At 44.8% G+C, this 13,248-nt stretch carries 11 protein-coding genes; 3 read left to right on the top strand and 8 right to left on the bottom strand.

The annotated features are described in order from the left end of the window. Positions 1-26 precede the first annotated feature (26 nt). A complete protein-coding gene (locus tag JK188_RS12580) occupies positions 27-950 on the top strand; it encodes an AEC family transporter (RefSeq protein WP_036951272.1) in 924 nt (307 codons plus the stop codon). Positions 951-1,124: 174 nt separating this feature from the next. Next, complete coding sequence (gene glpX / locus JK188_RS12575; RefSeq protein WP_181478713.1) at positions 1,125-2,102, top strand: class II fructose-bisphosphatase; 978 nt, start codon at positions 1,125-1,127, stop codon at positions 2,100-2,102. A gap of 78 nt (positions 2,103-2,180) precedes the next feature. On the opposite strand, the gene dtpA is transcribed toward glpX, so the two are convergent. Then, on the bottom strand, positions 2,181-3,650 hold the full coding sequence (gene dtpA, locus JK188_RS12570; RefSeq protein ID WP_108479045.1) for a dipeptide/tripeptide permease DtpA: 1,470 nt from the start codon (positions 3,648-3,650) through the stop codon (positions 2,181-2,183). A gap of 1,020 nt (positions 3,651-4,670) precedes the next feature. On the opposite strand from dtpA, the gene JK188_RS12565 reads away from it, so the two are divergent. Next, a complete protein-coding gene (locus JK188_RS12565; RefSeq protein WP_211885279.1) occupies positions 4,671-5,732 on the top strand; it encodes a tetratricopeptide repeat protein in 1,062 nt (353 codons plus the stop codon). Positions 5,733-5,774: 42 nt separating this feature from the next. Here the strand turns inward: JK188_RS12565 and JK188_RS12560 are convergent, their stop codons facing one another. The 7 genes from JK188_RS12560 to dpiB form a co-directional block, all read right to left on the bottom strand. Further along, entirely contained in the window at positions 5,775-6,257 is a 483-nt protein-coding gene (locus tag JK188_RS12560) for a glutathione peroxidase (protein ID WP_211885278.1), read from the bottom strand. Positions 6,258-6,281: 24 nt separating this feature from the next. Then, positions 6,282-6,833: a helix-turn-helix transcriptional regulator gene (locus JK188_RS12555; RefSeq protein ID WP_211885277.1), complete on the bottom strand. Its 552-nt coding sequence runs from the start codon at positions 6,831-6,833 to the stop codon at positions 6,282-6,284. A 609-nt stretch (positions 6,834-7,442) separates the two neighbouring features. Continuing rightward, a complete protein-coding gene (locus tag JK188_RS12550) occupies positions 7,443-8,447 on the bottom strand; it encodes a Rieske 2Fe-2S domain-containing protein (RefSeq protein ID WP_211885276.1) in 1,005 nt (334 codons plus the stop codon). Then, on the bottom strand, positions 8,444-9,583 hold the full coding sequence (locus JK188_RS12545; protein WP_211885275.1) for a hypothetical protein: 1,140 nt from the start codon (positions 9,581-9,583) through the stop codon (positions 8,444-8,446). Before JK188_RS12545 ends, JK188_RS12550 begins: the two co-directional genes overlap by 4 nt. Further along, positions 9,580-10,734 carry an ATP-grasp domain-containing protein gene (locus tag JK188_RS12540; protein ID WP_211885274.1) on the bottom strand — a complete coding sequence of 385 codons (1,155 nt, stop codon included), beginning with the start codon at positions 10,732-10,734 and terminating at the stop codon, positions 9,580-9,582. Before JK188_RS12540 ends, JK188_RS12545 begins: the two co-directional genes overlap by 4 nt. A gap of 64 nt (positions 10,735-10,798) precedes the next feature. Continuing rightward, entirely contained in the window at positions 10,799-11,479 is a 681-nt protein-coding gene (gene dpiA, locus JK188_RS12535; RefSeq protein WP_036951294.1) for a two-component response regulator DpiA, read from the bottom strand. Continuing rightward, on the bottom strand, positions 11,472-13,109 hold the full coding sequence (dpiB, locus tag JK188_RS12530; protein ID WP_154637401.1) for a sensor histidine kinase DpiB: 1,638 nt from the start codon (positions 13,107-13,109) through the stop codon (positions 11,472-11,474). Before dpiB ends, dpiA begins: the two co-directional genes overlap by 8 nt. Positions 13,110-13,248 lie beyond the last annotated feature (139 nt).

Genomic DNA, 13,248 nt, shown 5'->3' with positions numbered 1-13,248 from the left:
GTCCTAAATAACGCAAAGGAATACCTATGTTATTACATATAATACTTGAGGCCCTAAGTCCCATCGTACTCGGTCTTGCCGTAGGGTGGTTATCGGGTAAATATGGCTTCGTGAAACGGGAATATTCGCAAGCGTTTGCTGACTTTGTTGTCAAAATCGCCTTACCATTTGCATTATTCCTTGCTGCCGTTCAAGCTCCTCCTTCAGTTTTACTGAATGTTGATTACTTGATAGCACTCGCAGTCGGGTTAATTGCATCCTATGTCATTGGTTTTGTGGTCGGTAAAGTATTTTTCCGCCACAATAAAACCGATGCTGCGATGCAAGCATTGTCTGTTTCATTCCCGGATATGGCGTACTGTGGACCACCGGTTTTACTGGCAACTGTCGGTTCATCCGGCTTAATTGCCATGGTTCTCGGTAACTTAATTTATACCGTCATCATCATTCCATTTACCTTATTGATGATCAGTGGATCAGCGAATGGCAACGGTATTCTGAAGTCTGTCGGTAAAGCCGTTATTCAACCATTAGTTTTCCTGCCTGTTTTAGGGGCAATTCTGGCAATATGTGGCGTAAAATTACCTGAAATTTTACAAAACTCAGTCAATGAACTTGGGAAAACGGCAGGTGGTGTGGCCCTCTTCTTCCTCGGTTTATTGCTTTCAGGTATTAAACTCACAATCAATAAAGAAATTATCTTTAACGTTTTTGTGAAAAACTTTGTACAGGCGGCGCTTATTCTTGGAACCGGCCTCGCATTAGGATTACAAAGTGATTTATTAAAAGCGGCATTTATTATTGGTGTGTTACCGACAGCAACAGCTGTACCAGCGTTAGCTATCAGTAATAAAGCCTATACAGAAACCTCTGCGGGAACCGTATTACTCAGTACCATTGCGGCATTGATTTCAATTATTGGCGGGATCACCATCGTAGAAATGCTGTAATGCGTCTTTGATATATCAAATGGCGGAGTTCGCTCCGCCCTTCCATCCGCTTAACTCCCCTCTCTGACCTCAATAAAACGCCGTTTTATTCGCCAAAAAATTACCAAGTTGATCACAAAAAACGTATCATAGGCGCGATAATTTTTTAGTCCTAGGAATCACACCAAAATGAAAATTAGCGATGAACTCGCGTCTGCTATCGCATCAGTGACGGAAGTTGCCGCCATTGCCGCGTTTGAATGGGTAGGGAAACAAGATAAGAATGCGGCGGATAACGCTGCGGTTGAAGCCATGCGAAATCGACTTAATGAGATTGATTTTCATGGAAAAATCGTAATTGGCGAAGGGGAAATTGACGAAGCCCCAATGCTGTATATTGGTGAACAAGTCGGCAAGCAATCTAGCGAACATCATTTAGATATCGCGGTTGACCCCATTGATGGCACCCGTATGGTGGCATGTAATGAGCACAATGCGATTGCCGTTTTGGCGGCAGCCCCAACAGGAACATTACTGCAAGCCCCCGATATGTATATGGAGAAAATGGTCGTCGGCGCAGCAGCAAAAGATGCCGTTCACCTAAAAAATCCATTAGAGAAGAACCTCGAGTTTCTCTCTGCGGCATTGGATAAGCCAATTTCCATGCTCAACATTGCCATTCTCGATAAACCTCGCCACCAGCACATTATTAAAACCATCCGTAATTTTGGCGCTAATGTCATCACTATCCCTGATGGCGATGTTCTGGCATCACTACTGACAATCTTACCTGAGCACCCTATTGATATGATGTATGGTATCGGCGGTGCACCAGAAGGCATTATTAGTGCAGCCATTGCCCGCGCATTAGGTGGCGACATGCAAGCACGCCTTGTTCCACGTAACAAAGCCAAAGAAGACACCGAACAAAATAAACTGTTAGCGGCGCAAGAAGCCATTCGTTGCCAACAGATGGGCATCGAAATTGGGGAAATTTTAACGTTGGATATGATGGTGAATACGTCCGATGTGATTTTCTCGGCGACGGCTATCACTCCAACAGTGCTGATGAATGGTATCTCGAATGATCTACATAGCCGCAGCGCCAGCACCATTTTAGTCAACGGCAATAACCGTTCGATGAAGTTAATTAGCAATCGCTATTTTAAATAACGGATGCTTTGAATCATCATTCATTAAAAAAGGGCGATATTTCTATCGCCCTTTTCATTTTATAATTTACCGAACAAATTAATGCTGTTCTTGCGTCATACGGTTTAATAATGGCGCGGTGAATACCATCACAATAGCAATTGCACCCGTTACCAGACCAATCTTCATAAAGACATCACTGTAGACAGCCAGAGATTCAACTTTACTGGTGATTTCGCCTTGAGGTGCTGCCGCCATAGAAGCAACATAACCCGCGATAAATGCCGCAGCAGAGTTAGTTAAGAACCATGCACCCATGATAAAGCCCATCAGACGTTGTGGAACTAACTGTGCCACCATCGCCAGACCCAGACCTGAAATCATCAGCTCACCGATACTTTGGAAACCGTAGCAGATAACTAACCATTGAACAGAAACAATACCCGCTTCGTTCGCAAATTTTGCCCCTAATGGCAGTACTAAGAACGCCGCTGAACACAGTAACATCCCGATAGCGAATTTATGTGGCATCGGTAAGTTATCGCCCATTTTGTTATAGATTGCCGCCAAAATTGGGCTACCAATCATAATCCATAATGGGTTTAAGGCTTGATACTGAGCAGGCTCAATCGCAAAACCGAAAACTTCGTGCTCTACGTTATGCAGTGCGAAGAAGTTCAGTGAGGTTGGCATTTGGCTATACAGTACGAAGAAAACAATTGCTTCGAGCATCAGGATCAATGCGACCACCATACGGCGACGAGCAATACCTTTAAGTGCCATCATCTCTTTGATAAAGATAACTAAAATACCCAGAGAAATCACCGCCAGTGCCGCACGTGCAATACCTAAGTTGTGCAGTAACCAGTTTGAAATCGCAATCAGTGCAACCACACCGACGATAGTCATCAGTAATTTGGAGATAACAACAGGTGCAAAGTCCGGTTTTGAACCGTGGTCTGCGACCCATTTTTTGCACATGTAGAAGTTAATTAAGGTGATGATCAGACCCACTACGCTGAGGGAGAATGCGACATCCCAGCCGTAATGTTTGGCTAACCATGGCGTTGCCAGCATTGAGAAGAATGAACCAATGTTAACGGACATATAGTACATGGTGAATGCACCGTCCAAACGTGGGTCATTTTTGTCATAACAGGTGGATAATAATGATGATGGGTTCGCTTTAAACAGACCGTTACCTACCGCAATGGTAGCTAGGCCGAGATAAACCATCGACACATCATGCCCAGAGTAGGCAACGAAGGCATAACCGACAATCAGTACTACCGTTCCAAGAACAATCGCACGCTTAGTCCCTAAAACTTTATCCCCTAACCAACCACCAATGGCAACGAAGCCATAAACCAGTGCAGAGAATGCTGCGAACAGCGTGATAGATTCCGCTTCCGACATGCCAAGCACTTGGCTGAGATAAATTGGGAGGATCCCCTGAAGACCGTAGTAACCAAAACGTTCCCAGAGTTCGATAGAAAAGATGAGATAGAATGAACGAGGTTGCTTAAACGCGTTAAGACTGACTTCCTCTTTGTTATTTGTTGTGGACACAAGTTACCTCTAATACAACCTGTACGTATGCAAAAAAACCACGGGACGCTGTCTGCACCCTCGCATTGTTATGGTCTCAAGAATTCAAGCTTTAGAAGATTCACTTTTGGTAGGAGGAGTATCAATCCCTGACCTCAAAACAAACAAAACTGTGTGTAAATATTGTTTATGAATCGCGAACATAAAATTCAATGAGTTAAAGCATATTTGATTATTTATTCAGCATTACAGCGAATATATGCCAATCCAAACAGAATAATCAGTTAAGCAATATATGCTATTTATGCACCAAAACTAATAATTTAGCCAGCATTAATTACCATGCTTATAGATGCATATCGTGATTAACTTCAATTTTTTAAAAAATCATGAAATTATTGTCGCCCATTAAATAATCACTTGTTCACTATATGTTAAGCATATTGTTCTATCTTTAATCATTTTACTCGCAGAGTAACACCCTATACACACTACAAGCATACCCCGCGGCACCCTGCGGATATTTCGTCTTGGTGATAATAAAAACTGAATAGAAAATGAATTTAGATAGGTGATTATTTATTAATGTCACTATTACGTGTTTATTTATCGAACGAAATAACGAAGTGATATAAAAATAAAGCGGTATTTTCAGGAAGCTGCGTATTTTATGCAAAAAAAAAGCCCAGCGACTAAAACTGGGCATAATGCATTCTATTAAGGATCGTACTACTAATTCAAACTACACGATATAGATGCATTATTGCATTACTTCATGTAAAGAAATGAATGTTGAGGGTAAATATATGAATGTTTACACAAGCAAACAGTGATATATATGTAATTAAGACCCTTGATAGGCTCAAAAGGTTCATCTTTTTTTTAATTATTTTTAATCTTTTTTATAACATCATGATTTATCTTCGTTTAATGCGTAAAAATAATTTTCAGAATAGCAAGAATGGCAATTGCGTCGCTAGCTGCAACCCGTTAACCTACCCTTTAGGAATAAATGGCTAAAATTCATCCCAAGGAAGCTAAGTGAAACAGTTTACTCTCCCCTTCATCATCCTTTGCTCATTATTCATTAATTTGAGTCATGCAAAAACGGTGGCTCCTGTTGCACCCTCTTCAGTCGTGGATGAAAAAACGTTAATTCAATTAGCGGATAGCGGGCAAGCGGAAGCACAGTTTAATTTAGCGATGTTTTATCAATCTCACGGTCAGTTAGATAAAGCCGCCTATTGGTATAAACTTTCTGCCAGCCAACATTTTACCAAAGCACAAATCAACCTCTCGCTGATGTACCAGCAAGGTGCTGGCGTTGGTAAAAACCCCAAAGAGATGCTGCATTGGATGGAAGCGGCAGCCAATGCTGGCGACCCAATTGGCCAAATGAATATGGCTGAATATACTCTAGAAGGCATACCAAACCTGTTGGAGAAAAATCCACAACAAGCATTAAGTTGGCTAGAAAAAGCCGCGACACAGCAGTTACCCGCAGCGCAGCTAACGTTAGCTTATTGGTATGAAACAGGTGTCGTCGGAGATAAAGACCCTCAAAAAGCCAATCAAATCTACCTCACATTGGCTGAAAAAAATCAGCCGCAAGCGCTCTATTTATTAGGTTATCAAGCAGCAACGGGAATGCATGACAAAATCAATTACCCCGCCGCATTTCAGTATTTTACGCGCTCTGCGGAGTTAGGGTTTTCCCCCGCACAGAATAGCCTAGGTATGCTCTACTTAGCAGGACAAGGCACCAAACGTGATACCACTGCAGCCATTAAGTGGCTAACCCTCGCCGCTCAGCAAGGGGAAGTGTCCGCCCAGTTTAATTTAGCGTTAATTTATGCACGAGGCGATGGTATCACCGCCGATCAAGCTAAAGCCTGCCAGTGGTTTATCAAAGCTGCCAATCAACGCAGCCGTGATGCACAGTATGCCAGCGGAGCGTGCTATCAATATGGAATGGGCGTATCGCAAGATGATACGAAAGCCTTATATTGGTATCGGCTCGCCGCGAAACAAGGCGACGAGCGCGCCCAAAAGAAAGTGATGATTATGGAAAATGAGTTACAAAATTCGGGGACAGGGAAATAGCCCTAAGATTATCTGCATGAAATAACTAGAATGTCCAAACGCTCAAATTCCAAGTGCGGCAACTATCGCCGCTTCCATTTTTTCAGGGGTCGTAAACGGAGCGAAACGCTTTAGCGGTTTACCATCGCGTCCAATCAGGAATTTGGTAAAATTCCACATAACCCGGCCACCCAGCAACCCAGGTAACTCGCTTTTTAGATAACGAAATACTGGGTGCGCTGCGCTTCCATTGACGTCTATTTTCTCGAACATCGGAAAGCTCACACCGTAATTAATGTAGCAAGTTTGCCCGATTTCCTTTGTGCCGCCGGGTTCCTGTTTCCCGAATTGATTGCAGGGGAAACCAAGCACCACCAAACCCTGTTCTGCATATTTTTTGTAGAGTCCTTCAAGACCTTCGTATTGTGGTGTAAAGCCACAATGGCTGGCTGTATTCACAACTAAAACCACCTTACCCGCGTAGTCCGCCATAGAAATGCGCTGCCCGCCAAGGCTCGTTGCTGTTAGTTGATAAAAGGTGGTCATCGTAACGTCCTCAAAGATAAAATATTATGAAATAAGTGAATACGCGATGGATTCTATTTCTTTAATATTCCCAAATGCCCTCATTCTCAACGCAAGATTCCACTTGCTCAATGTATGTGCGTTACTCACCAACTGCTCTCGAGCCTGAACGCCTTTACTGTCGAGGCGGCCGCTATCATTCAACCATTTAGCAACTTCTGACCAATCCCAAAGTGGTGACTGGCCACTAATACGCTGGATAGGACAAGGGAAATCGCCTTTACCTCGTGAGCCGTCTTTTAGTAAAGCAATGGCTTGGCGAGTTAAACCGGAAAGTTGGGCAATATCACTCAAACCAACTAGAGCCGAGTCCACCGACTCAACGACAGCCCCAATACCTGCCGTTTCAATGTCATTAATCGCTGATTTGATAGCTAAGTCTAAGCTTTCTGCTTCTCGGTCAAATTCTATATACACTGAGCTACCGTAGTAGCAAATTAGCGCATCATCACAGCCGTTGGTATACAGAGCATCCGCAAGCCCCTCTGTCTCCATTTGAACGCCTGATAACGTCAATGTGAAATTGTAGAGTTCCATTCCGCTCTCCTCATCAAAAAGGCGGTTACCCGCCTTGCTTTAAAAAACCGAATCAACCCTTAGGTTTCCTCGGGGTACAGCGGTCAACCATTCTACGGATTTGCTTTGCGTGCACTTCCGGATTTTTGGGTGTACTGTTTACGCTCATCGCGTGAGTTCGTCCATGATCAGCATTTCCACATTTAACAGTACAGAAAGGATGCCCCGTCGCTTCTTCAACGATCCAGCCCTTTTCCTCTGCATAACGGAGTGCCTCACGTACTTCTTTGTTAGGGTGCTTTTTGCTCATCAGCCTCCTAGTGCATTAATAATATACATTTCGTTGACACGCGTCAACATTATGAGTGATGTTGACGTATGAACATTCCCATACCGCGTATTTACTATCACACTGTACTGATACGAAAATATAATAATGAGACTTATTCTCATTAAAAACTTCTGCAATTATTTCTTTTGAAACCAATGATTAGTACTGAGTAATGGAATTGAAGGCTTATACTTGAGAAAAAAGATGAGATGGGGTTGATGGCACTGAACCTATAAAAATAGCCTTTTTATAGGCTCCAAATATGTCGGGAAAGCATATGCAATTTTCCTCATAGCGACTTAAAGCCGAAAACAGAACTCTTTCTCCTCAAACATCAGCGGCTCACCCTCTTCAAGTAATTGGCGAATACTTGGCCCTAGTAAATCTTGCTCGCCATCGAGCGGTGTCGGTAAGGTTCCTTGAAAACGCAATTTATTGGCACTGACTTTCTCCAATATTTGACGGTCTTGACGGAGGATCACGCGGAATAACTTGCTCAATACATAACGTTTGATGACTGCCGGAAGCTTCCCGCGTCGAGTGGCGATCCGTGCAAATAGGCGTAACTGGTCATTCCCACAAGGTACTAGCCAAGCGCTGACCAGCAAATTGAGCTCATCACGGCGGTCGCGGTACTCAATTTCTGCCAGGCACGGCAGACGAAAACGTCCCATACTGACGCCGCGCTCACGCTCAAACAGTTGCGAAATAAACCCTGATTGTTTCCCCTCTTCGCTATACACGGCTTCGACGCCATCGGCCAGTGGACGAACTCGGGCGCTGATTTGTTGCCGTTGCCGGTCGTGACGGATCCAGCCAGAGTGAACAAAATGTGTATGAAAACCGTCGAGAAAATTCTCTGCGGCGTCTTGCAGCGAACACTGCACTTCATCGGTGATCCAAAACGTATCGACTCTCTGCAAACTATCAGAGGGTGCAACTGGCGGGCTCTGCGGACGCTCCATGCTCAGGCTAACCCAAACTAGCCCGTGAGCTTCGCAACAAGGGAAACTTTCAAGCAGCGGCTTACTTCCCACCGCAAGGTCAGTACCAGGCACTCGCGTACACCGCCCGTCGGCGGAAAACCGCCAGCCATGATAAGGACATTCAATCTGTCCATCGCAAACTTTGCCCGCACTCAATGGCGCAAAACGGTGTGGACAACGGTCTGGCAGCGCCACAGCATGCCCGTCATTGTCTCGAAACAGCACCAGCGGAATATCATGCAACTGGCATGCCACGGGTTGGTTTCGCAACTTGTCACTGATAGCCACAGGCCACCATTGATGTTCAAACAGCTTCACAGTTTTAGCTTCCTCATCATCGGCACACCGATACCATGTAACAGAAAACTCAGCACCTTCCATACAAGGCGTCGCCCCCAAGATAAATGAGCGACATAAACCAAGCTGTATTCGATCTGCGGTTGGCCACCCCGCAAGCGTTTAAACTCAGCCGCGCCAGAGCTAAAATTCAGTATCTGCCGGCGTTCAGCCGCTTCTTGCAGGCACAGGCGGGTCAATTGCCGATACAATCCAAGCCTTTGGGGCAAGGCGGTGTCATAACCTACTATTGGCGTGCTGATCACAGTGGAAGACGAGAACCAACCCAACGCACCGTCAATACGCCCTTCTGCGTTGCGCAAGGCTCTGAACTCTAACCAACCTTCACGTTGCCCCTGCTGCATCCACTGCGCATTATAATGGGGGTTCAATATGCAATATTTATCCAAATAAAGCAGATTATAAAGATGCTCTATTCTTTTGAAATCGTCATCATTTAATTCGCTACCGGGTACGATGGTATACGGGCTACGCCGTAACAACGTGGCATCCAGCCGAGTATTATGATGCTTGAGAAACAGCGCTTCCTCCCCTGCCCGACCATCAAACAAATAGACTTGCCGACTAGGAATACTCAGATATCCATGGTTTTGCAGGCATTGGCGCAATGCACGGTTGCTGAAATCATTGAGCGAACGAAAACCAATTCCATGCTCAGGAAAATTTTGCCTCAGCAGTGCCGTAATCGCTGGCAATTCAGTGACATCCCAATAATCAGGATAAAGGTTAGTCGATAGCAACCAGTTGTTTACCTGCACCAATTTGTTGATTTTAGCCGCATTCAGTAAGCATTCGACAGCTTGAGTCAGCAGCTTCAACGGCCAAGTCAGATAGGGTCGACCTAGTCGCTTGATTTCTTCGCGGGCATAGCCACTGTAGGCTGTTTGAGGAGACACTACATAGCAGTTGTCATCGGGTTCATTGCCGTCCGTGATACTGACCGGAAATTGCTGCGTCCCCGTATCGAGCAGCGCCATTTTTGTGCTGACATTGCCTATCAAGCACTCACTGGCACAAGCGCGCACATAGCGCCGCGCCAAGCTATCATTCGTGCTAGCGCTTTCACTAATAATTTGATCCTCAAACAATAATTTCATGGCGTACGCTCATCTAGCGGCTGACCATTCCATTCAATATCTGCCGTAGATGCCGTTAATAATCCACAGCGTCGAGATACCGCCCGAGCAATGATTTCCGTGAGGCTTCCGACTTGTGCTATCAACGGCCACCAGTCACCTTTTTGCACAATAACATCCCGGGCGGCGGCATAATCACGCCAGAGCGTCGGGCTCAGGGCTCGTCGTGGTGCGGCAAATAACAGCATCGCCAATGCGATCATTCGAGGCTCTAATGTCGGTTCAAGGATCTGCTCGGATGGGTGACTCAAGCTATTCACTAGTAACCGTCGCTGGTTGTCGAACAAATGCACACCACTGGTCGCTCTTGGGTTGCACTCCAGCACATGAAACCGACCGTTTTTGTCTTCGATAAAATCGAACCCCACTTGCCCGTTATAGCCGGTTTCGCGACCAAAATGCTCAATAAACTGACGTACAGGTTCCGGCGTGCTCGGTTGGAAATAGATCCCTGAGCCACGGCCCACTCGATAGCGTGGGTGATAACAGCTGTGGGCGCGTAGATCACCATCAACCAAGACACTAAAACTGCAAAACTCCCGTCCTTTGATAAATCGCTGCGCTACCCAAGGCTCGGTCTGAGTGGGCTGTATTTTATTTAGCTGTTGGGCTGATGGACGGATCAAGGTTTGTGAGGCAAAGCGCGAATACGCAGGTTTGAATACCCAGCTTGCAGCATCGCCCGCAAAGGCGAGTAATGCTTGGCTGTCTGTCAGTAGATGGGTTTCAGGGGCGGCTAAAGACCAGCCATTCGTCATGGCTGCAAAATCCCCTTTATGATGCAAACGATGCAACAGTGGAAAATCACTGGTTAACACCCGACACAAGGGCTGCAAACGTTCAAGACCATAAGCCAAGTAAAATACTTCTTCGCAAGTTGGCAGCAGCAGGTCGATATGTTGATTTTCAATCTCCGTCGCAAGGGCTTCAACCCAAGCAGTCGGGTTCTGTCGAGGTTCCGGTAGGCGGATATAATGTTGCACGGAGCAACTAAAACGGCTCAGCGGCTGACTGAGCGAATCACCGACGCTGACAGTCCATCCTGCTTCATTAAACGCTCGCGCCCATTCTAGACAGGCCGGCGCACGAGCGCCAAGGATCAGTACGTTCATAACAACCTTTTGGGAAATTGACGCAAACACCTTCACGCAGACTTCAATCGTCTACCTACGGCAACTAATGACTACCCCGATATATCCGCTGGGGGCGCCCTACTTTGCCGTACTCAATTTCCGCTTCAATCTTACGTTGGGCTAAACAATACTCTAAATAACGGCGGGCGGTAGTGCGGCTTAATTTTATGGTTTCTGCAATCGACTCTGCCGTATATTCCGCATCGGGTACTGCAAATAACGCGAGCACTTTATCAAGCGTAATAGCATCAATCCCGGTCGGTAGCTCTTCTTTGCTCTCACCACGGGCATAGGTATTAAACATGTCATCAATCTGGCTTTGATTGGTTTTATTGGCGCCCTGCAAAACCGATTTACGCTGAATATAGCGATCTAACGTTTGCCCTAAACGCTCATAAGCTATCGGCTTAACCAAATAATCAAATACTCCTAGACGAATCGCCTCAGAGACTGTCTCCATATCACTAGCGGCGGTGGTGAATACAATATCCGCACTATTGCGCTCCTGAAGTAGTTCATGAACTAAATCAATTCCTTTCCCGTCAGGTAAATAGTTATCCAACAGAATCAAGTCAGGCTTCATGTACTCAATCATTTTTCTTGCTTCCGCAAGATTGCCCGCAAGCCAGACTTTATCACAAGCAGGATAAGCTTTAATGTACTCCGCGTGCATCTCCGCAAGGAGCAGTTCATCTTCGACAATGAGGATTTTTATCTTAGCCATTTTGCGTCTTCACTTTCGGTATAAAAATAGAGAATACAGTACCATACGGTTGATTATCTTCAATGATCACCGCCCCATTACATCGATTGACATAGGAGGCCACCAAAAATAGCCCTATGCCATGTCCATCGACAGCATCCGTTTTTGTTGTTGTTCCGCGTTCAAACCATTTATCTTGCAGCTCAAGGGGAAAACCACATCCTTGATCAGCAACTTCAATCACAATCTCATTATTTTCATCTGAGATATACAGTTCTACCTGCTTATTACCCGCTTCGTTCTTTAAACTCGCCTCAAAGGCATTATCTAATAAATTTCCTAATACAGCACAGAGTTCCGTGCTATTTAATGAGTTAGGTAATTCACGGAGTTGGCAACCCGGCACAAAAATAAGCTGTAAGCCCAGTTCTCGCGCACGGTGATATTTACCAAATAACAACCCAGCCACTTGTTTATCTGCAAATTGCTCTCGCAGTGAATCTATTAATTGTTGCCGAGATTCGGACTCCCCCTTAATTAACGCCAAGGCTTGGTCGTACTCTTTCATTTGCAGCAAACCACTTAAAGTAGAAATCCAATTTAAATGTTCGTGGCGCAATGTACGCAAATTATCCACATATTGGCGAACTTGAGAAAGCTGCGCATTTAAGGATTCAATATCATTTTGGCTGCGGAAGCTGATCACCGCTCCCGCCAGCAACTCACCATCCATAATGGCAACTCGGCTGGCTATCACATTCAACCCATTGAACTCGCAAACGATATCATGATGGTTTTTCGCGATTTCTTTCGTGAAAAAGCCTGCGGGAGAAACATACTCAGAAATCGGTTTACCGATTAACTGTTTAGCTGACTCACTCAGCGCCAACATTTTTCTAGCATTATGGTTGATATTGATAATTTTCCCATAACGGTCGACGGCAATAATGCCTTCAAACACCGCATCAAAAATCCCCTTTTGCACCAACACTAATTGGGTTATTTCTTCAGGTTCCATGCCAAGCATTTGCCGCTGAATTAATCGGGCGAATGCCCAAGATAGAAATAGCAAAATCACCAACACCCCTAAAAATGTTGCTGACGTTTGCACAAACACTTCAGCTAATGAGGTATCTATTTTGGTGGTGAGATAACCAATGGAAACAACGCCAATGACTTTACCGTTTTCATCAAAGATAGGTGTTTTTGCACGTACTGCATTCCCCATGGAGCCTTCGCCTTTAATAAAATAGCTTTCACCATTTTCTAGCGCCCCCGGTTTATTCCATTGCATTGGGTAGCCAATCTTTTCGCTATTTGGATGATATAAACGAACGGAATGTTCATCACCAATAACGACATAGTCATAACTGGAATCTTGATTGAGCTTATCGGCAATAACTTTTAGCTTAGGAATATCTTTATCTTTTACAGTACTGACGATGCCATCCAATGAAGCGATCATTTTGGCTTGGCTCATGGCGAGTACGCGAATGTTCGCCATCATGCGGTTTTCTGTGGTATCCGTAAAATATTTGCCTAATCCAAGCGTCAATAACACTGAAGCCAGTAACAATAGAAGAAAGACTCTTCCTGAGAATGAAAAAATATTCCCTTTTTTAAATGGGATCTGTGAAAACTCTGTTTTCATCTCGTCTCTCTATAACTCGCTAAAAAGTAAAATTATTGTTACACGCAAAAATACCAATAATGAAGATAAAAGATAACGTAGTCCGCTTAGTAATGCACATAATATTAATTAAACACATTAAAACCACTGAGTAAAGTTC

The organism is Providencia sp. JGM181 (assembly GCF_018257375.1).
Lineage (GTDB): Bacteria > Pseudomonadota > Gammaproteobacteria > Enterobacterales > Enterobacteriaceae > Providencia > Providencia lanzhouensis.
Note: the sequence above shows the minus strand (reverse complement) of the source record. Positions and strands in the feature narration are given on the sequence as shown.